This window comes from Clostridium puniceum (assembly GCF_002006345.1).
GTDB classification, from domain to species: domain Bacteria; phylum Bacillota; class Clostridia; order Clostridiales; family Clostridiaceae; genus Clostridium; species Clostridium puniceum.
Genome location: NZ_LZZM01000175.1, coordinates 1 through 21,963 on the forward strand (window position 1 = coordinate 1; position 21,963 = coordinate 21,963).

Below are 21,963 nucleotides of genomic sequence, written 5' to 3' on the forward strand. Positions count from 1 at the left end.
TATGCTTCCTACGATTATCAAGATTTGTTAAGAAAAAATAGTTTCTTTCAAAGCATGAGTGCTAAAGGTTGTTGTTTTGATAATGCCTGCGCTGAGACATTTTTTGCATCTTTAAAAAAGGACAAATTGTATGGAATAAAATTTAAAACTAAAGCTGAGGCTAGAACAACTGTTGTTGAATATATAGAGTTATTCTATAATTCAAGAAGGTTACATTCAACTCTAGACTATAACTCTCCAAGAGAATTTAAAAAGGATTACTACCTTGGCCTAAAGGCCGCATCGTAATAATTGAATCATTCTTGGGTAGGGCAATTACAACTACAAGTTTACTAATATTTGAATTATTTTAAATTATGAATAACAAATAGTGATTTATAATATTCTAAGGAACTCAAAGAAAAACGTACTTTCTATATGTCTATTCTACTCAGAGCACTCCAAAACTCAGTTATTTCCTTACGGATTTCATCGACGACTTTAAACAAAAATTTTCTTGTTCTATGAAATCTAGTTCTTGTACAGAACTTTGGAAATAAATCTCTTAAGTTTTTAGTACAAAAACCAAACCAAGCTTTCTCAGAGTCGATAGTAAGCAGTTCTACAACAATCGATAATGTAATTATTTCACTATCACTCATTATGGCTTTATCAATATTTCTACGATTTTTAATATGTGTTGGTGTAACCTTTTGGTAAAAATCATCAATTATAACAAAAGTAACAGTAACAAAATCTTTTAAATCATTTATTAGTATGTTAGAATTTTTGTTACGCTCTAACATATTGCTACCTCCTATCATTGATTGTTTGTCCTTTTTATGATAGAGTAACAAATTTGTTAGAGCTTTTCTATTTGTAAATAATACTAATGAAATTAACTAGCACAACGAGTTAAATTATATCTTATATACTACTTTTCTGTAACATATACACATTATCTTGTACAATATCTTCACTTGTATGCTTACTACCTGTAATAAGATATGCGTATTTGAATGATTCATTTTTATATATTTCAAACAATTCACCTAATGCGTTCATATCACCAGACTGGATTTTTATAACAAGCTCTTCTTCACACAATTTCCTCTCTCCCTTCGATTCTTATAGATGCATCTATATATTAGAGACATTAAGTTCTCAATTGGTTCATTTTTACTAAAAAATTTAAAAATAATAAAAAACATCATCTACTTAGCTGATGATGTTTTTAGTAATTATACCATATTTACTATTTTTTGTTTTCAACTCTTTTTCCAACTTGTTTATCTAATACTATTTTAAAATTACATAAAATCCATGACAAAATTGTTTTAATCTAAAGTTTTATTATAATTGTCTGAACCTTTAAATTTATCAAAGGTATAGAATCCACAATACATTTTTCCAAAGCTTCTTCCAGTAAATAGTTCAAATAGCTCTGCCAAAAGCATAGATAATACAAATGAAGATGCTATAATTAATCCCGATACAATATTTACTACCATATTGTTGTTTAGACTTCCAGAAAGTATTAGAATCGCCATAAAACCCAAAACCTGAATTATCAAAAAACATATAATAACTAAAATTAAAGTACGCATTAATTTTTTTATTCTCATCTAAACCACCTTCTATGCTTAAATTAAAATTCAAATTCACTATTATTTATATCTACAAATCCTACCTTTACTTTACAATTAAAGTTCTTTTTTGATAATTCTGCCAGCTCATCCCTTGCACTAATTACATTATTATAGTTTTTATCTTTAAATCCATCGATAGGGAAAAATATATTTTTGCTTTCCTTAGTAATTTTTCCTTGTTCACTTTGTCTCCATATCCATCTTCTTGTTCTTACTTCGTTATTGATTCCATTAGCCACTACAATTCCAAAAAATACGTTATCCATTTTATCAAAAACTTCTTTTGATACACTAAATTTCACAATTCTCCTCCTTTAAATATAATTTTATAATTTATTTATACTAAATCCTTAATAATAAAGAATATAATAGGAATAAGCAAAGATGGTAACAAATTCAAAACTCTTATTTTCTTAATTTCCAATATGTTTAATCCCGAGCTTAATATCAAAATGCCTCCAATTATTGATATCTCATTTAGTAAGTCAGTAGTTATATATCCTGATACAATATTGGCAGATAAATAAATTAAACCTTGCCATATAAATAATATAATAGATGAAATTATTATTCCCATACCGAAATTTGAGGCTAGAACAATTGAGGTAATGCCATCCAACATAGAGTTGGTATATAGCAAGGTATTATCTCCCTTTAAAGCACTTTCAAGTGGTCCTAAAATTGATAATGTCCCTGCACAAAACAATAATACTGCCGTAGATAATCCTTCTACTAAATTATTTTTAGAGAATTTCAATATAATGCTATCAACTTTTTTCTCCAAATTAAAATTTTGTCCCATAAGTCCTCCTATAGCGATACTTATAATAAATAGGACATGATAATTACTCTTAGAAATGCTATTAACAGCTGAACTAATACCTAGAATACTTGCTGATAGTCCGATTGCTTGTAGCATTATATCCTTGTATTCTTCTTTTATTCCTTTTTTAAAAGCTGCACCTAAAATACTGCCGCTGATAATAGAAATACAATTTACTATTGTTCCAATCATTTTAACACCTCCAGTTATCTATGTTAGAAATTATAAAGTGTCCAGTAACTGGAGGGTCAATATTAATTTATCCGATAGCTAGCATCCGTAACACTCCTACTTCTTTAAATGGGAGATAACGGCTGCACGCTCCTGGATAAGTTCAACTAAGATTCAGATGTGGATCAAACCCCACCTAAATCAAGTTTCACTTGATTAATATTTGGATTTCAGTTACAAACTCTGATTTTTCAGTAGTTAATCCGAAATCAATAAGTGTTATTTCTATTGAATCATCAATAATCGTATATCCATTTTCTTCAATATATTTTAAAATCTCATTATAATATTGAGGAGAACTTTTATGAGTTCCATTAAAACGAATAGTCACATAAACACCTTTAGGTAAAATTTTTATTAATTTTTTATTGTATTTTTCACCTTCTGTAAATGAAAAAATTGAATCATATTCATCAAATATTCCATTTTTTAAATTATCTCTAGAAATTGATACTCCAACTTTTCCATTGAAAACAGAAGAATTTTTGTTAGTTTTATTCTCTAAATTTCTAATCGATAACTCTAAATCCTTATCTGATTTTATTTTCTGTTTTAATAACACAATAGTTCTGTCATTAAATTCAATTTCCTGAATTACATCTAATTTATCATATTGCCTTGCATAATTAATTTGGTTTAATCTATTTTCAATCTTTTTTTCTATAGCCTGTAGTTCCTTTATTTTTCTTCGTGTAATCTCCTTCTGTTTTCTTAGCAATTCAGTTATATTATTAATACTACGTTTATTTAAATGAAAATTTATTGTACTCAAAGACATTCCAAGTGCTTTTAGATACATTATTGTATTTAATTGTTCAAATTGCTCTGTTGAATAATATCTATAGTTATTAGCTCTATCTATAAATATTGGCTTAAATAAGTCTATTTCATCATAATATCTTAATGTCTTGATATTAAGATTAAACAACTTTGACATTTCTCCAATTGTAAATAAATCTTTCATATAGCCTTTCTCCTAATCTTAAAAATGTAGTAATATATAACTACACTTATTTTTTAAATTATTCTCATTTTGAACTTCTCAATAGTTTCTCTAAGACAAACTGAACAAATCGCTTTCAACTAGAATAAATATACCTATTATAATAAATACTACTGGCACAATTATATTCTTATATTTTTGTATCGTATGTTTTACACTAGGAATATTGATCAGCGCTTCTGCAACAAAGCACCATACGCCAATCAGTGATAAGAAAATAACGATTGTTACAATAAGTTCATAAGAATCCAGCGTTGTAAAGAGTGGTATATAAGCACCAATATTATCCGCACCATTAGCAATTGTAACTAAAAAAACATTTATAATGGTCGGATGAATCCACTTACTTAACATGATTTTTATCTTTTCATTTTTAGTAATTTGCCTTTGTACTCTGTCGGTATTTAATTCATCTATCACATTATCTTTTGGATTACATATTTCTTTTAGGGTAAGACTTTTTACTTGTACTTCGGTTTCTATTATTTCTTTGATCTCTAGTGTATTAATTTCGGAATTTTCAATTATATGATTATCTTCTACTGTGATATTAACAATCTTTTTTTCATCTTTTCTATATTTTAACCATTCTTTAATTCCTAACAAGATTGGAATTATTCCAAGCAATCCGGTATATTGATGTGGTATTAAATTTAATCCTATTGCTCCCATAGTGCTTATAATAAGTAATGTCGTTATACCGAGATATTGACCAATGATAATATGACCTTTTTTAATTGCTTTACCTACCTGAGAAAAGAATAACATCAACACAAAAATATCATCAATATTAGTACTTGCAAATGAAACAAATGCTGTTATGATTGCACTTATCATAGTCTATCTCCTTCCTTAATATTGTAAAAAACAAAAAGCCTATACACATCATGAGTGTGCATAGGCTTACTAATCCAGTTCTAACCATATTATCTATGGCTGACTTTAATACTTTTCCAGTATAAACTTCCCCGCCCTATATGGTAATTTAAATATACCACATTATGTTGTGTTAGTAAACCTTTCACTTAAAGTTAATTTAAAACAAATTAAAAATTCCAATAGTTCTATATATCCGCCCAGGTCTTTGTCTGCATCTCTATTAACACCATAATTATCGTCTATCAGTTCAATTATTTCTTCTGCTTGTTTTAAAATTTCCTTTCAGTATTTTCTTTTACTTCCTCTAGTTGTTCCAACTTGTATAGTTTCGTCATTTTCAATTCCTCCTTCAAAATAGAAAAAGGAATACTTAAAGCTTTTACATTACTTTAGTATCCCTATTTAAATAATGGTTTCAACGGTTGTGCAGATGTTAATATTATTGAAACTATTAAAGCGTATATAAATCAGAAAATATTAAATATCTTCATATTTGTATCTGTGATAAAATTTACCATTTTCTATATAATTAGAAGAAATCCTCTTCTATCTTCAATTTTGTAAATAAAACATTATAACCACTATCAATAGGACTGCAGCAGTATATTCCACATTTAACACTTTTCTCTGAACTATGCAAATGACAAATTCTTAGTTGTCTCCAACCTTTATTTAGAACATTAACCTCTATTTTATAGTCTTTTCCTTGTCTGCTAATTCTAAATTCAGCTTCATCAAGTTGTTTATCTAGCTCTTGTGTAGACCAATCTGAATATCCCAAATTAGTCACGACAGCCCCTAGCTTTGGTGGATTATCTAGTTCATATTCTATAGAAGTTTTCAACCAATTATCTTCATCTATTCTTACTGCTAGTCCACATTGATCAAATTGATTGATCGGATTAAACTTAACTTTTGTTGTCATATTAAAGTCCTTTTCGGTTTCCATATACAACATATGAGCATTATCATTTCTGAAACCATAATGAGTCCTTTGCCAAAAATCAGTTACCTTATCAGGCTCTACATAAATTCCATTCTCTCCCACTTTCCAGATTTTAGGTTCGTATAGCCACTTCATCTTATCTACTGAAGAAGGATTGTTCAGTAAATCAATAAAAACTTCTGACTCTTTTTCTAATATCTTATCATTTGTTATTATTACATCTGCCTTTGCCTTAGGGCTATCTATTGAAAAATGCTGTCTTTGAAGCCACATAAAATAATCTCCATAAAGATCTTTTTTCTCTTCACTACTTCTTTCTATTGATGATGTAAAAGTACAATCTAACCATACTCTTATGTCAAAGTTAATATTTACAGTATTCTTAAATATTAATGCTCCCTCAATTATAATTATATCATTACTTTTATATGCATTTTTAATTTCATTTTCTATTGAAGAAAAATCATAAGCATTTTCATAATAATACTTAGATGGATTAATATTACTAAGAGATTCATTTAATACATCCTGATTATCCTCTAAAGAAATTGTATAAACCTTATATTGGCTTTGGTATCTTTCTTTTAGTTTATTAGCAAAAGTAGTCTTACCACTTAAACTTATGCCGCTGATGCCAATTAACACCTTTGAATTTTCTTTCATTTTTTCATTTATTAAAGAATATAATTTTTCCATAATTAATACCTCAACTCCCTCAGTAATATTCCTTACTTCTTAATGTACTTTTATAATAAATAATTATACTACATAATTATTTTCATTAACTTTGACACACATATTAGTTTTTTCAGAGCTTATAAACATTACTGCAATGTATGCCAGCAGAAAAAATGGATAAATCACTATACTAGTTTTTGAAGCTGTAAACCCTAAAAGTGGAGGCATAAATGTGGTTCCAATATAAGCAAATGCTATCTGCAACCCCATAATAGCCTGAGAGGCAGATTTTCCAAAACGCCTTGGAGTTTCATGCATCATTGATGGATAAATAGGAGCATACCCAAATCCAATTAAAATCAACGCTGCTATTGAAAGATAAATAGGCAATGGTAATAGCAGCAAAACTGCTCCTATAAAGCAAAGAATTTGTCCAGATCTTATTAAGAATAAATTACTGAATTTCATTGTTAAAAAACCTGACAGAAATCTCCCTAAAGTAATTCCTGCATAAAATAACGAAATAGCTCCTGCTGCCTGTGCAGCATCTACTCCTCTATAATTAACCAAGTAGCTGCTTCCCCAAAGACCTGTACTAGCCTCAACTCCACAATAGCAAAGAAATGTCAACAGCGAAAATTTTACACCTGGCAATTTTAACACAGAAGTATTGTTATGTTCCTCTTTTTCTTCCTTTTCTTCCTGTGTTTCGCTAGATGGACCTGTTCCTTCAACCTTCTTCCACAATGGAAGTGTAAAAAGTAGAATAAATATTAAAAAGAATTGAAGTATAGCAATTGCAAAATATCCTTTTCGCCATCCATAATTATTTGCAATGGAGATTGACATAATTATAGGTCCTGTAGTAGCACCAATTCCCCAGAAGCAATGAAGCCAGCTCATATGCTTTGCCTTACAATGCAACGCTACAAAGTTGTTAAGTGCTGCATCCACAGAGCCAGCTCCAAGTCCAAGAGGTATTGCTAGAATGCATATCCATAACATTGAGGGACATATTGAAAATCCCATCAATGCTACAGCTGTCATTCCAACACTTACAAGTGTAATTTTACCTGTATCAAAGCGTTTAATAATTTTACCACTAAATAAACTAGATATTATAGTTGCTGCAGAAACAATCATTGAAATAACTCCTGCTGAAGAAAGTGAAACTGACAAATCACTATGCATAACCGGCCATGCAGATCCAAGCACAGAATCTGGTAATCCCAAACTTATAAATGATAAGTATACAATGATTAATAATGCTGTAAACATTCTTACTATTTCCTCTCTATTTTATTTCTATAATTTTTCTATTTATTGAATAATTTATACCCAGTACATTGCTATAAATCATCTAAAAAAATTACTTCTACCAAAGCTTTTAATCCATTATAGCATTAAAAAACTCTACATCACGCAAACTAGCAATAACTTTTTTAGCCTGATTATATTTCTGGGAAGTTGAAAGCTTATGAGGCCAAGCATAAACATTACTAATTCCTGCTGAAACAGCAGCTCTTATACCTATATCAGAATCTTCTAATACTATAACTTCATCTGCATTTAAATTAAGCATATTAAGCATTGTAAGATATGGCAAAGGGTGTGGCTTAGATTTTTCTACACTTTCTAAAGCAACAATAGGTACCTTTTTTTTATCACTTATCCTTAACAAGTTAACATTTGCCTGGCAGATCTTCATCTCTGCTGTAGACACACAGCCAAATTTTATACCTTTTTTTATTAGTGACATCCATAATTTTTGCATATCTTTCCTAATCAACTTTGGACTTAATTTCTCAATATAGTATTTTATCGTAAAATCTTTTATTTCTTGATGTTTATTATCTTCTATTCCAAACTTTTTAATAGTTTCATCAAGAGTTAATCCTATTAATTTATCTTCTTTAACCTCTATATCATCCTCTGCTTCTCTTTTTATTGATTCAATTAAAGCTTCCATATGCAAGGGTTCACTATCAACAATTATTCCATCTATATCAAATATTACACCTTTTATCATGTTAATTTTTCTCTATTAGCACTCTATTATAACTTTTGCATTCTTTTCTTTAGCTGAAACCATCGATTTTGAATCAATATCACAACCTAAAATTGAAAATGCTTCTTTATAATTTTCTAGTGGAATTACATGACTTACTAACTTTTCAGCTGGAATGATATTCTTTGTAATAAGATGGAAAGCTTCTAAAAATGAACCATGTAAAGAATCAATTGAGCCAATTATTGATAAACTTTTATCAGCCAATTCTCTAACATTTATATTTGCATACTTATCTTTTAAACCAATACTCATATAAATTCCGTCACAAGACATTTCAGAATATAATTTTTCTAATAATCCAGATGTAGTATCTACCACAATATCTAATGGAGCCTTTGCATCATTAAAATAATTTATTCTTGCTTCTTCAAGTGAACTATATACCTTTACTCCTTCCGGAACGCAATCGCTTGCATACTCAAGCCTGTTTTTTGATGTTTCGATAACTACTGGAGCTAGACCTTTTAAATGTAAAGCCCATGTATATAAAATCCCCATTGTTCCAGCACCGAAAACATAGGTATTTAAATTCATAGATGAAGGTTGAATCTTACGTGCTCCTGTAATTACACAACTTAATGGTTCTGTTAATGTTACAGCTTTCATAGATACATTATCTGGAATTTTATATACAAAATCTGATGTAGTGCGATAGAAATCTGCATAAGTACCATCATAACTTACACCACTTTCTGTACCAAACTTATTCTCACAATGATTTATTCTCAAAGTCTGACACATACGGCATTTACCACAATAATAAGTTGGATTTATTACTACTTTATCACCTACTTTTACATTTTTTACAGCTGATCCTACTTCTGCTATAATACCAGTTGATTCATGTCCTAGTGTAACACCTTTTACAGCAACGGGATAAGTTCCAGCAATGATACCTACATCAGTACCACATATTCCGCAATATTTAATATTAACTATAACATCATTTGGATTAATAACATGGAGATCCTCTATTTCTTCAAGGGAAACATCCCATGTACCATTATATTTTAAAGCACGCATTTTTCTCTCTCCTTACTAAATTGTATTAATGAAGACTCAAGTCTTTCTAAAATTTCATATATCTCACATTCATTTACTATTAGTGGCGGTCTAACCTTTATTGATAAGCCAAAGCTATAACGGCTGGCTCTAACAATCAATCCTTGTTGTTTTGCAACTTCCATGAATAAATCTACACTTTTTCTATTTGCAAAATCAAATGCAAACATTAATCCCTTGCCTTTAACATTAAAAATAAATGGATATTTCTTTGCAAGATTTTCAAGTCCCTCTTTTAATAATTTTGATTGCTTATTAACATTATCTAAAATATTATGATTTCTTATATATTTAATTGTTGCTTCCATTGCGACAAGTGCTAATGGATTTGCTCCTGATGTTGTTGAATGTTCCCATGATTCTAAAATATTAAGTTCCTTTCTCATTAAAACGCCAGCAACAGGTATGCCAATTCCGCCGGCACCTTTTGCAAATGTTATAATGTCAGGTCTTAAATCTTTTGCAAAACCATTTGTAGCAAAAAACGTTCCAGTTCTCCCAAAGCCAGTTTGAACTTCATCTGCTATAATCAAAATGCCATGTTTATCACAAATTTCTCTTATTTTCTTAAAGTATTTAGGATCTGGAACTATATTGCCTCCATTACCTAGGATTGGTTCTATAATAAATGCAGCTACCTGACCATTTGAGGCATACTCAATAAAATCTTCCACTCTTCTTGCACATAAAAAACCACAATTTTCTTTTGATTGTGAATAAAAACAATTAAAGCAATCAGGAGCTGGTATTTTTAAAGTATTTGGTTGAGATAATGAAAAATTTTTTCTACGAAAAGCATTTCCTGAAACTGCTGTGGTTAAAACACTTTGTCCATGATGCGAAAGAAATAAAGATATAATATCTGATTTTCCTGTTGCCTTCTGTGCAATTCTAATAGCGCATTCATTGGCCGTAGAACCAACTATATCTCTAAACCAAAAATCATTAATTTGTTCTGGCAAAAACTCTCTTAATGATTCGAAAATCTCTCTTGATTTTTCTTTAGTAAAGGCTGATGAAAGATGACTGCATCTTTTCAACTGCCTACCTACAGCTTCAACAACTTCTTCTGCTGAATAGCCGAGTGCTAAATTAAAAGTTCCTGATGCGCAATCGATGTACTTTTCTCCATCAATATAAAGATGGATGCCTTGTCCAAAATATTTTCCTAAAGCATCCTTTTCTTCTTTGTCAACCTCTTTGGGATCTAATTTTGAGTTACCCATTATTCTTTTTTATCTCCCTTCAAATTAAATTCTTTAATCTGTATTTCATTTTTTCTACATATTACATCACCTTTTCTTTTCATTTTTGTTCTTTTTTGTCAGTTATTGGTATGACCAATCTCCCAGCAAGATAATTCTACAACTTAATTGAATATATGTCAACACTTTCCATGTAATTTTTTGGTTTTTTGCACCAATAATATTTTTAGAGCCCAAAAGAACACTTTTTAAATTAATTCATAAATATCCGTTGTTCTATATGAAGGTCCAATTATTTTAACAATATGAGAATGATGCAATAATCCATCTAATATTACATTAACCAAAGTTATATCAGCGTTAATTCACTTTTATTTAATAAACATCGCTCCTCTCCGGTGTACTTTTTAAGTTTATTATGTATCTCTTATCTCCTCTTATTGTATCTTTGTACAATGCAAATCGTATCTCCTCACTCTTTTTCTCTTTCACTTCAATTCTCTCTATGCAACTATAGTAATTATCATCTTCTATGCTTACTTTATTATAGATTTTGCAATAGCTTGTTTCTTTTATTATTTTAATTTCAGTTTGCTTTGCTATTTTTATTACAACTCCTTTTCTATTAGAATTTCCTAAAGATCCTTAGTTGAAAATACTACAATGGAATAGTCATTAGATAATATAAAAAGTGATGAATAGTAATCAATTGAGTATTTTTCTTCTAGTTGTTCTTTTTGATTGAATTTTATCATATTTTTATTCCTCATAAATAAAAAATGAATACTCAAAGCTATTATTGCTCTGAGTATTCATTTTAGTTTTCTTCATTCTTATAATATAGTTTACCATTGATATATTTTCTTGAACAAAAGAAGAAGGATAAACTTCTCATTCTAAACTTAGTTATCCTCCATTATTCAAATACTTTCAAAAGTCATTTATTTATATTTTTCCTTGTGATATGTGAAGTATATCATAAATTCTTCCTTCTACTGACTTTATCTTACTTAAGTCATCTATAAAGTAAAATACATGATATTTCCACTTGTCAGGATTGTAAATAACTATAAATTCAGTTTCTTTAACACTTGGAATATCGTTCTCTATTTTATCTTTAAAATTATTAAGGCTTTCTTGTGGCTGTATTTCTCTTTCTATCTCGAATACATATTTACTATCTTTAATTTTGTATGCTGTCGTATCAATTAATGGAATTCCTACATTTACTTTCTGCCATCCAAAAGAAGTTATTATATTGTCATAAAAACCATTAAACAAGAACTTATTTAATCCATTACTATCCTTCCAAACATATAAGGGACAATAGCTGTTTTGCAAATTCTTATTTTTTCCTTTTTCTGTTGTTAGATACAATTTAAACTTTAAATCTTCAAATCCATCTGTTTTATATCCATTGTTTTTCACTCTATCCTTTATTATGCTCATATCATAATCACTAGGTAGCATAATCTTATATTGCGTTGATATCATTTGTTTTTATCCTCCCTTTTACTTTCTATTTTATTTTTAATTCATAAATAAAATTATTACTTAATTCATTTATTACTTTTTACACTTACAGTTTAACTCCCCATGTAAAAATTGTATAATACTTATAAATAATCTTTAATATCACTAATAGTGATGACAAATATAAATTGATTTTATTGAAAGGTTTTTATACTATGGAAATTAATGATTTGAGGATATTTCAGACAGTTGCTTATGAAAAATCTATATCAAAAGCTGCTTTAAAACTTGGTTATGCACAATCAAATATAACTATGAGAATTAAATTACTTGAAAATAAATTAAACACAACTTTATTCATAAGAAACAATACTGGTACTATAATTACATCCAATGGAGAAAAATTGCTTAAATATGCAGATAAAATTCTTGAATTAGTCGATGAAGTTAATGATGAGTTTCTTCCATCTAAAATTGCTTCTAATATTAAAATAGGTGCCCCTCAAACTATTTCTGCATCTATTTTACCTAAATTATTTTCTTTATTCTATGAGAAAAATCCAGAGGTATCTTTAATATTAAAAACAGAAAACCGAAAGTTTCTCTTAGATATGATCCTAAAAAATGAATTAGATGGAGCTTTTATATCTGGAGAAATTGCATCTTCTAAAATAAAGAAAGTTATTAATTTCAAAGAAAAGCTTGTATTAGTATCTTCTATAAGCATTAATCATATTAATAATTTACCTGCTCCAATAATAGTAAGTTCAGATGCTAATTGTCCTTATCGCAAGCTCCTACAAAAATGGTTAGTTTATAATAACTCTAAGCCTGCTACTATCTTTGAATTTGATTCATTAGAATCTATTCTTAGAGGAATAACTGAAGGTCTTGGTATATCACTTTTACCCAAAAGTATTTTACCTAAAAATAACAATTTCTTTATTTATGATTTAAAAGATGAATTTGCTGAATTAGAAATTAAATTTGTAGTCAATAAGAATTTACAAGTAAACCCTTTACTTAAAAGCTTTATTAATATAGCAAATAGCTATGTCTTCAATTCTCATTGATTAATTCTTTAGCATTATATCCACTAGTTTGTAAATAATCATTTCATTTTCATATACAAATCTTTATGTCAACACTCTTCTTCTAGGCCCAAAATAAGAATGAGAACCTTCTCTATTTCAATCTAGACTTGGTTCTCCTCAATTACTTAGATACATTATTAAGTTATCGTTTCTATTAAGCTCTATTGATTCAATCACCCTAGTTTTGCTTATAGTTATTTGTGAGATTAACATATGCAGTAGTCTCTTTTGTTGTTCTCTCTAAGATAATTCTGACAGCATCTTATTGAAGCTTGACAATATAACCTCTACAAATTCATACAAAATCTCCTGTACACTGTAATCTAGAATGTTGCTCTTTGACTATTTACTTCTCGTTTGAGCTTTTATTTCTTACCTTTATTTCCTATGGTAAGCCTTAAGTTATTATGATATAATTTCCGTGTATAATTTAATAGTTTTTTGTGGGCTACTGGTATCACTTACCTCTTTGTACGAGAGAAGGTGATGCATATGAGTAATGACATTTTAATGTTGCTATTTCAAGGTGGATTATTCTTAATATCACTATTAACATTAATAGTGATTCTTATAGAAAAAATCTCAAAAAAATAGTAGCCCCTACTCGCAATTGGATGGCTACCATTTTTACTAATTAAAAATTTTAGTGATATCAGTTGCCTAAGCAACTAGAATTATATACTATAGGGTTTAAAACATATTCCAGTATGTTTTACCCTATTTTTATTTTTCTACTATATACTTATATTATATCAATTTTTTAATAAAAATAAACAATTATTTTTATTGAATTCATGTCGCATATTTTCTTTTACTTAAGTTTACTTATTATTCTTTATTTGTGATACGATTCTCTATATCAGTGGCAAATAATAACATTTTTTTCTAACTTATATAACAAATTCTTTTCTTTAAAATAAGAAGTACCTCTTAGATACTCCTTATCATTTATTTTTTAACTGCTCCATCATAATCTACTATTCTTGAATGTAATTTATTTATTACATAGCATATTTTGACTCTGTATCACTTACTCAAATACACTGCCTTCTTATATAAAGTTTCTCCATTAGCAACAAAAAATATGACTCTTAAATATTATGCTTTCAACAGCTTCTAGCTCTTGTTGATACAGTTTTGTTTATTCCTTAATAATATCATCTTTATTTTCTATTCTCCGGTCTTCCACCTCCACTCATTTGACCTAAGGCTGATAAATTAAGCGTGGTCGTGATATTTCCATAAGTTGTTGATGGTTGTTCTCCACTTAGTTGAGCTAAAACACTCTTTGTTCTATCTTCTCCAAATGTTTTCATTTCAGAAATTGCTGATTGATATTCTTCATATGTACAGAAAGCTGTTTGATCCTCCTTAACATAATCTCCAATAAGATTATCTATTTTATTTACTAAATCAGAATAATGTCCATTTCCAAAATATTTATTTGATATTTTCTCTAAGTAACTATTATAAAGTTCTTTATATTCATCTACTTCCAAAAGTTTTCCTATTAATGGTACAGATTCTAAACTACCTGTTACAGGATTATCTATTGGAAAGTTTATAGCCTTTGAAGCATCGCTTATTCCATGTCCCGAGAATGAAGCATTCAAATCCCAAGGCAGTATTTGACACTTACCATTATTTTCATATAGATAGTAATTATGATACATTCCACCTGAGTAACTGTCTAAATTAACTAAAAATGTGTTTACTGAAAAATATTTTAGAATTTCTTCAACATCCAATACTTCTTCTAAATTCGTTCCATCATTAAGGTTTTTATACATATTTATTACCTTTTTAAAATCTTCATCTGTAGTCCTTTTGAACTCAGCACTGTCTCTTACTGTTGAATAACTGCTAACTTCATCATCTTTATATACGAAATCAGCACCATTATTTTGTTTTCCACCACCTGGTTGTCCTGCACCACCTTTTGCCGTTTTATTATGTTTGGCCTCTCCTTGAGCAGTTTCTGTAGTATTCTGAACTTCATTTCTATTTTCTGCTGTTTGATTTTGTGTTATAGTTTCATCTGACTCTGATTGAGTCACTTTTTGATTTGTCTGTGGAACATCACCTTTTGGTAGTACAGCATTTCCATTCCTATTGGGCGGACCTCCTGCTGGCATATCACTCTTTCCATTTGGAGGATTTCCACCACCAACTCCACCGCCTATTTCCATAGTTTCTGGTTTATAAAGATTTCCTTCTGATGTTCCAAAATTCTTTTCTAAGAATCTTTCATCTAAAACTTCAATTGCTAAATACAATCCCCATTCTTCATTATTGACCTTTATATTGCTATATGACATTTCTGGTGTTGAAACACCTAAAAAGTCATATAAATCATAACTAATATACTCTTTCATATAAGTATTGTCTTGAAATATATTATTAAGTACTATACTTTCTATTCCATTATATGTTTGTCCATCAACATATTTATCAAATTTTATTTTAAAGCTATATCTATCAGTAGTATCATCTGATGCTACCTGTGAAAGACTTGTATTTCCTTTAGGTCTAATTCCCACGTTATTAAATGTTTCACCATTTATTGTTATATTACAACTACGGAACTCTTCTTCTGTTGCATTGTCTAATAACCATTGCCAATCTCTATCCTCTATGTCAATGCTAATTTCTGTTATAGATTCTTTATCTAAAACGGTACTAACTGTTTTTTCTGTTGTCTCATTTGTATCTTTACCTTTATTATAATAGACTAATGATACTCCAAATATTAATAATAATAAAATAGCTATTATCGGAATGTACCCTTTGTGCTTTTCCTTAATCATACATTACCTCCTATGACATATAATTTCCATTGTAGCTTACTAATATTATATTCAATAATTATTTTAATTTACAAAATTGACTTATAAACTTTGTATAACATTTATTTTAAACAACTATCCTTAACATTAGCTTAATAATTGATTATCTTTTTAGCTTAAATAAAAAAATATAAGATTTTACCCATATTTATTAAGTGCAAAAGCTTATATTTATCAATATATTTTTCATCATTATTATATATAAATTCTTATATTTACAGGATTTATCGTAAGAATTCTTCTTAAAACAACAAAAAAGGAGAACCGCTTCCATCTGGATTTGGTTTTCCTCTATTACTTATATACATTATTAACTTATTATTTATATTAAGCTTTATTGATTCAATCTCCCTAGTTTTGCTTATAGTTATTTTGGGGATTAGCATATTCAACAGTTTCTTTTGTTGATCCCTTGAAGTATAGCTTAATATCCATAGTATAATTCTTTAATTTTACATACTATCCTTTATTTATGATACAGTTCATCCTTCATTATCATAAAACTTTTTAAACTTTTTAATTGATGGCTAATCCAAATTTGCTTAAGCATTTAAAATAATATTATGTAGGCTATTTTTTTAGAATATTAAATGCATATATATACTTACAATTCGCGACTTTTGCTAAAAATATCCTTCTTCTATATCTAAATATGCGTTTTTCATATTATTAAGCTGCCTCTGAAATTCATCAAGCTTAATTTTTAAATTATCAATTTCTATATCTTTATTTTTTATCTTTTCTTTTTCTTTATCTACTAATTCCTTAACTTCTTGAATTTTTTTCTTTCGCTTTGCAAAAACTTCATAATCTTTCTTAAAATATACTTTTTCTTTTGCTTCTTCAATTAAAGATTTTTCTAATTCCATCATGTTAGCTTCATTGATTAATTTACTTGCTTGATCCATCCAAACTTCTGGAGATAGCATGCGCTTAAAGACTCCCAATTTATTTTTTGCCTCATTAAGGTGGTTTTCAGCTACTTCTTTCTTAATCCGCATTTTTTCATATTCCATATATGATTGCAAAAGAATTCTTTTCTCAGAGTTCATTACAATCTGCTTGAATTCTTCTTTATAATCATCATAATTTTCACAAGCCGCATCATGAGACTTTAATAAGTCTTTACAATTATTTTCCAATTGTTTTTTTTCTTTTATTAATACCTCTAATTCATTTTCCTTATCTTCCTTTTGAATGAAAATATCATTATATATTTGCTGCTTATGCTTCCACAAATCAACTAAAGCATTGTAAATTTCTAAATCCTCCTCATAGTCCTCTGAGCTTACTTTAACACTTACTATTGCACTTACTAACAGAGGCAGAAGTTCTTCTTGCTGTTTGTGATTAAGTAATGTTGCTCCACTAGATAAGAATGAGAAAATTATATAATGTTCATTTGAGAAATCTTCTCTTAAAATGTCCTCCCCATGAATTTTTAATGTTGGCTTTTGAATTATTAATTTTTCGATTTCAAATATGATACTAGCTATTTCCCTATAATGATTAATTGTTCCTAAGTCTACCATTATAGATAAAAAATCAAATACATGTGCTTTTATAGACGACTTAAATATTTCTTCTGACATAGTATCTAAATTAAATTTATCATAATGTATTTTTCCCTTTTCCATGTTTTCTGGTCTTTGCTTTGCCTGTATAATATTATCATAAATTTTATCCGTAATTTCATCATTTATTTGTAAATTACCACCCGTATTTTTTAAATGCAAGATTATCTTTTCCAAGTAATATGCATTTATTGCATCTAATTTATTTAGTCTCCCCTTAAAGTCCTTTTTATTCATTAGAATTTCATAAGCTTTATCTACAATACTATCTAAAACATGTATAACTTCTTTTCTGTTATGTATATTTCCTAAAGAAACCTTAGATAGTTTTATTAATTTATAATACAGTATTAATTTAATTTCATAATCACTTATGTTTTTTAGCTCATTAAAGTTTTTATTTATTGCCTCTAAAAATCTATCCTCACCAGACTTCAATATTAAATCTTTTGGTTTGCTTATTAGACTTGACATATTATTGCTTATAGTATAAATAATCCTAAGCTCTCTGCTTTGTAATTTTAAAAATCCACTATAAAAAAGTTTATATTTAAGTTCTCTATTAAGCTTTTCATTTAACAGCTCTTTAAAATTTCTAACTTTTCTTTTAGCATCTCCTATATTTTTTGTATAACTCATAATATTTTCATTGAATATTCTATCTTCAAAGCTAATTTTCATTGTAAGATTACTAATTTTACCTTCTAATATTTTATTTAGCTTTTTGTCATATGAAAATTCTATAGTTTCCAAACAATCTTGATATTTAATTGATAACTTTATTAAGTTTTCATATATGTGTCTAACTGTTTTTAATTCATCCTCAAGCGATTGTTCTATTTTCTTTACATTTTCATCTTGCTCTTCTAATTCTTTAACTAAGGCTTTTAATTCCTGAGTTTGTATCTCTGCTTTGACAAGCCTACTTTCTGTATTAAAAATCAATTCTTGAATTTCTATACAGCTTTCCTCCAACTGTTCAAATTTCTTTATATATATGTTATAATCTTTTTCCACCTCAACTACTTTATTTTTTTGTTCTTCAAATTTTTGACCTAATAATAGCTGTATGGATTCTAACTCTGCTTTTTCTTCTTTTATTACTATTATGGTTTCATTTATTTCTCTTATATTATCCCATTTGTCCCCTAATCCAATAATCTTCTGCCTTAAATTATTTATCTGCTTATCCTTTAATAAAATTTCCTCGTTTATTTTATTAAGTTCCTTTTCTTGATACTCAATAGTACTTGGAGCTCTAAAACTTAGATCTTCAATTGATAATTTTTTTTCAGGCTCTATATTTTTTAAATACCAGCATAGAATATCATGGATAGTCTCCAAAATCTCTATAGGATGTTTAGAAATTTTTTTATTCTTATTATGATAACAAGCATGTTCATAACCATTAACTAATACAAGCTCAATACTATCATGAATTTCATCTGGCAGAAAAAAGCTAGAGCTTAATTTAATATTATTAAGCAATTCCCACACAGCTACATCACTTTCTATACTATATTTTTCTCCTATATTCTTTAAAATCCCCTCTACTACTTTCCTAACAATCATTTTTGTAATTTTAGGACAATATTCGCATATATATTCTGCTTTCACTAGCTCATCATAATATCTTTCTATACTCGTCGTTTTTAAATATACGAAATTACTTTCATTATACTCCACAAATTCTCCCCCCTAATACCTATAACTTATATATTGCAATTTAAGTTTTACATTATTAATAATTAAATTTTAAAAAATCCTAAATAGAAAAGTGATGCTCCAAAAGCAAGCATTGAAATTTTACATTTTGTTCTTCTAACTTTTACATAGTGAATTTTATATTTGGTCTGCAAAACTTTCTCTTTGAGCCTTATCTTTAACTATTAATTATGAATTATTAACTGCAACACATATTATATGTTTTAGCCTATAAATTCATTTTCGGTTATAATATAATCTACAGGTACATCTCTCGCATTCATTGGCACCTTATCTAGCATTTGAAGCTCGTAAGCCAATGCTAATTTTACAATCCTACTTATGTTTTCTTTATTAATTTTCTTAAAATACCTATCATAAAAACCAGCTCCATAGCCCATTCTTCCACCATTTCTATCAAAAGCAACTCCTGGAACCACAATTAAATCAAGTTCATTCGGATCAATATGTTTTTCCTTTATTGATGGTTCTAGAATACCATACTTGCTTTCTATAAGATTATCCAAACCTATAATCTCTACTGCATCCATGTGTCTAGTTTCAAATTCTGTCCTTGGAACATAAATTTTCTTCTTATCTTTTAGTGCTTTATTTATTATTTCTTTAGTATTTATTTCTGAAGCATAAGATATATAAATAAAAATCTTTTCAGCTTCTTTATAATATTTACTTTCATAAAATTGATCTAATATCTTTTTATCCATTTCTTCTTTTTTAATTAAATCTATATTATTACGTTTTTCCAATATTTCTTTTCTTAATATTTTTTTATGATTAAAGATTGCCATAATATCAGCTCCTATAGTTATATTTCGTACTTAATTTAAGTTTCAGTAACTTTTTAATCACAAATATATTATTTACAAAACAAAATGTTTTGATAAATATATTGTAACATAATTTATTTTACGTTTATGCCTCATATTGCAAGTTTCTCAAGAATATTATTATAAGGAAACTCGACCTTTTCACTTATTCTTTAATTTAAATTTTCACCAATATTAAGATATTATAAAGAAACTCACATTAAACATCGAGTAAGTTAGAACATAAACATGCAACATTTTTATATCGTTAAGGATTTCGCATCCAAATTTTTAACTTCTAGAATTAGTTTCTTTACTTGATTAACCATATATCTTTTACTATAATGAACAAGAAGCATGTTAATATTTAGAAGGAGTGTTAATTTATGAACTATAATGTTGAATTAATAAGAGAAGAAAATTATAAACCAACATTTTGGTCTGGAGGCATGGCTACAGAATTAATAACCTATCCGCAAAATTCTGATTATGCAAATAGAAATTTTTTATGGAGACTTGGAGTTGCTAAGATTGATATATTAGAATCTACCTTTAGTACTCTGCCAAAGGTATCACGAAAATTTATGGTTATTGAAGGCCAAATCACCCTTGATCATGAAAATAAATATAAAAAATCACTTAACTCCTTTGAACAAGATAGTTTTATTGGTGATTGGAACACAAAAACTTATGGCAAAGCTTCTGTATTTAATTTAATGACGAGAGAAAATTACCAAGGGGATTTAATTCATTTAAATATTCCACCTAAAAAGCATCTTAACTTTGAATATAAGACTCAATTAAATAAAGACTTAATAGCAATTTGCTTTTATACTGTAGAAGGCACCTTTAAAACTACTCTAAATAATAAACAATTTAAAGTTAATACTAAGGGTTTATTAAAAGTTGATTATTTAAAATCTAGTTTTTCACATGAGTTTGTGTTAAATAATGATTCATCAAATATTACTAATATAGTGGTAAGTGTAATTTACTGTTCCTAATTATGCTTCATTAAATGAGAATTTCTATATTTCTAAAATAAAACTTTATATTCCATTTATAGCTTCTTAATTTTTCTTTTTAGAATGATAATTATAAAAAACTATTATTATAATTGTATATATTTAATATAAAACCCAAAAATTAAGATAATATTTCAATCTACTAAGAATACAAAAACAAGAACAATTAATTATTCTTGTTTTTTATTCCCTTTGTGAACACTGGCGTATGGCGATCCTCTAGTTATCAATGGCTGTTTTAAAACAGTGTAAACACGTAATTTAACTAATTCCTAAAACACTATAAAACATTGTTTAAGAGAGTTATTTCCAGAAATTTTTTTTCATTTCAATTCTTTAAAAATAATATTAAACATTATCCTTTAAATATATTCTCAGAAATTTTTAGCTAACCCTTGTAACTATAAATTAAAATTATTAACTTTTATCTCATTTCTCTTAAAAGCCACCTCTTTTTTTATTTCATAACTTTCTTCATCTATAGTAATCCTATAAATGTTCGGGCAGCCCTCTTCCCTCCACTTTCTCATGTATTTTGCTGTAGCCTCTGTATCTGTATAGTAGTTTTGATCATAATAATCGGAAAACTCCAAGTAAGATAATAGACTCTTTTTATCTAATTTTAAATTTTCTTTGTCTACATTATTACATATAGGAATAAAAAATCTTAAAGGTACTTCGTAATCATATCTTGATTTTTCTTTGAGAATTTTTGCTTCCATAAGTGCTCTCCTAAACAATACATTTTCTTTATCTTCGTCATCAATTTTTAATTCAAATATTATTTTTCCACTTTTATTTTTTTTTAATTTTACTTTAATCATTTGCTCACCATCAGTCATAATTTAAATTCTACATTAAAACATTATCTAAAAGTTTTTAGGTAAATATTTT

At 27.9% G+C, this 21,963-nt stretch carries 19 protein-coding genes and 3 pseudogenes; 4 read left to right on the plus strand and 18 right to left on the minus strand.

What is annotated here, in order from left to right:
* A partial coding sequence (locus CLPUN_RS13820) for an IS3 family transposase (RefSeq protein WP_143329056.1) occupies positions 1-288 on the plus strand: 288 nt, incomplete at its 5' end.
* Positions 289-443: 155 nt separating this feature from the next.
* Here the strand turns inward: CLPUN_RS13820 and CLPUN_RS13825 are convergent.
* From CLPUN_RS13825 to CLPUN_RS13890, 14 genes and pseudogenes are all read right to left on the minus strand, one after another.
* A pseudogene (locus CLPUN_RS13825) lies at positions 444-785 on the minus strand (IS982 family transposase); the annotation flags it as partial.
* Between the two features lie 154 nt (positions 786-939).
* A pseudogene (locus tag CLPUN_RS13830) lies at positions 940-1,086 on the minus strand (RNA polymerase sigma factor); the annotation flags it as partial.
* A gap of 230 nt (positions 1,087-1,316) precedes the next feature.
* A complete protein-coding gene (locus CLPUN_RS13835) occupies positions 1,317-1,604 on the minus strand; it encodes a hypothetical protein (protein WP_077847848.1) in 288 nt (95 codons plus the stop codon).
* 23 nt (positions 1,605-1,627) lie between these two features.
* Positions 1,628-1,855, minus strand: a pseudogene (locus tag CLPUN_RS13840) (B3/B4 domain-containing protein); the annotation flags it as partial.
* Positions 1,856-1,965: 110 nt separating this feature from the next.
* Positions 1,966-2,643: a DUF554 domain-containing protein gene (locus CLPUN_RS13845; RefSeq protein ID WP_077847849.1), complete on the minus strand. Its 678-nt coding sequence runs from the start codon at positions 2,641-2,643 to the stop codon at positions 1,966-1,968.
* Positions 2,644-2,830: 187 nt separating this feature from the next.
* Entirely contained in the window at positions 2,831-3,646 is an 816-nt protein-coding gene (locus CLPUN_RS13850; protein ID WP_077847850.1) for a MerR family transcriptional regulator, read from the minus strand.
* 90 nt (positions 3,647-3,736) lie between these two features.
* The gene (locus tag CLPUN_RS13855) at positions 3,737-4,522 is read right to left on the minus strand and encodes a cadmium resistance transporter (protein WP_077847851.1); all 786 of its coding nucleotides are present in this window, start codon (positions 4,520-4,522) and stop codon (positions 3,737-3,739) included.
* Positions 4,523-5,093: 571 nt separating this feature from the next.
* Positions 5,094-6,206, minus strand: a complete 1,113-nt coding sequence (locus CLPUN_RS13860) for a DUF1349 domain-containing protein (RefSeq protein WP_077847852.1) — start codon at positions 6,204-6,206, stop codon at positions 5,094-5,096.
* A gap of 63 nt (positions 6,207-6,269) precedes the next feature.
* Positions 6,270-7,466, minus strand: coding sequence for an MFS transporter (locus CLPUN_RS13865; protein ID WP_077847853.1), 1,197 nt, complete (start codon positions 7,464-7,466; stop codon positions 6,270-6,272).
* Positions 7,467-7,575: 109 nt separating this feature from the next.
* Positions 7,576-8,217 carry an HAD family hydrolase gene (locus CLPUN_RS13870; RefSeq protein ID WP_077847854.1) on the minus strand — a complete coding sequence of 214 codons (642 nt, stop codon included), beginning with the start codon at positions 8,215-8,217 and terminating at the stop codon, positions 7,576-7,578.
* 15 nt (positions 8,218-8,232) lie between these two features.
* Complete coding sequence (locus tag CLPUN_RS13875; protein WP_077847855.1) at positions 8,233-9,282, minus strand: zinc-dependent alcohol dehydrogenase; 1,050 nt, start codon at positions 9,280-9,282, stop codon at positions 8,233-8,235.
* Positions 9,270-10,547: an aspartate aminotransferase family protein gene (locus CLPUN_RS13880; RefSeq protein WP_077847856.1), complete on the minus strand. Its 1,278-nt coding sequence runs from the start codon at positions 10,545-10,547 to the stop codon at positions 9,270-9,272. Before CLPUN_RS13880 ends, CLPUN_RS13875 begins: the two co-directional genes overlap by 13 nt.
* Before the next feature lie 227 nt (positions 10,548-10,774).
* Positions 10,775-10,873, minus strand: coding sequence for a hypothetical protein (locus CLPUN_RS29215; RefSeq protein ID WP_278281656.1), 99 nt, complete (start codon positions 10,871-10,873; stop codon positions 10,775-10,777).
* Between the two features lie 598 nt (positions 10,874-11,471).
* Positions 11,472-12,020 carry a DUF4865 family protein gene (locus CLPUN_RS13890; protein WP_077847858.1) on the minus strand — a complete coding sequence of 183 codons (549 nt, stop codon included), beginning with the start codon at positions 12,018-12,020 and terminating at the stop codon, positions 11,472-11,474.
* 167 nt (positions 12,021-12,187) lie between these two features.
* On the opposite strand from CLPUN_RS13890, the gene CLPUN_RS13895 reads away from it, so the two are divergent.
* The gene (locus tag CLPUN_RS13895) at positions 12,188-13,072 is read left to right on the plus strand and encodes a LysR family transcriptional regulator (RefSeq protein WP_242954132.1); all 885 of its coding nucleotides are present in this window, start codon (positions 12,188-12,190) and stop codon (positions 13,070-13,072) included.
* Between the two features lie 531 nt (positions 13,073-13,603).
* Positions 13,604-13,687 carry a putative holin-like toxin gene (locus CLPUN_RS28760; RefSeq protein ID WP_242954136.1) on the plus strand — a complete coding sequence of 28 codons (84 nt, stop codon included), beginning with the start codon at positions 13,604-13,606 and terminating at the stop codon, positions 13,685-13,687.
* Between the two features lie 569 nt (positions 13,688-14,256).
* Here CLPUN_RS28760 and CLPUN_RS13910 read toward each other — a convergent pair.
* The 3 genes from CLPUN_RS13910 to CLPUN_RS13925 all read right to left on the minus strand — a co-directional run bounded on the left by CLPUN_RS13910 (position 14,257) and on the right by CLPUN_RS13925 (position 20,026).
* On the minus strand, positions 14,257-15,900 hold the full coding sequence (locus tag CLPUN_RS13910; protein ID WP_077847861.1) for a CotH kinase family protein: 1,644 nt from the start codon (positions 15,898-15,900) through the stop codon (positions 14,257-14,259).
* 662 nt (positions 15,901-16,562) lie between these two features.
* The gene (locus CLPUN_RS13920) at positions 16,563-19,199 is read right to left on the minus strand and encodes a hypothetical protein (protein ID WP_077847862.1); all 2,637 of its coding nucleotides are present in this window, start codon (positions 19,197-19,199) and stop codon (positions 16,563-16,565) included.
* 242 nt (positions 19,200-19,441) lie between these two features.
* On the minus strand, positions 19,442-20,026 hold the full coding sequence (locus CLPUN_RS13925) for a 5-formyltetrahydrofolate cyclo-ligase (RefSeq protein ID WP_077847863.1): 585 nt from the start codon (positions 20,024-20,026) through the stop codon (positions 19,442-19,444).
* A gap of 404 nt (positions 20,027-20,430) precedes the next feature.
* On the opposite strand from CLPUN_RS13925, the gene CLPUN_RS13930 reads away from it, so the two are divergent.
* Complete coding sequence (locus tag CLPUN_RS13930; protein WP_077847864.1) at positions 20,431-21,048, plus strand: HutD family protein; 618 nt, start codon at positions 20,431-20,433, stop codon at positions 21,046-21,048.
* Positions 21,049-21,470: 422 nt separating this feature from the next.
* On the opposite strand, the gene CLPUN_RS13935 is transcribed toward CLPUN_RS13930, so the two are convergent.
* On the minus strand, positions 21,471-21,893 hold the full coding sequence (locus CLPUN_RS13935; protein ID WP_077847883.1) for a hypothetical protein: 423 nt from the start codon (positions 21,891-21,893) through the stop codon (positions 21,471-21,473).
* Positions 21,894-21,963 lie beyond the last annotated feature (70 nt).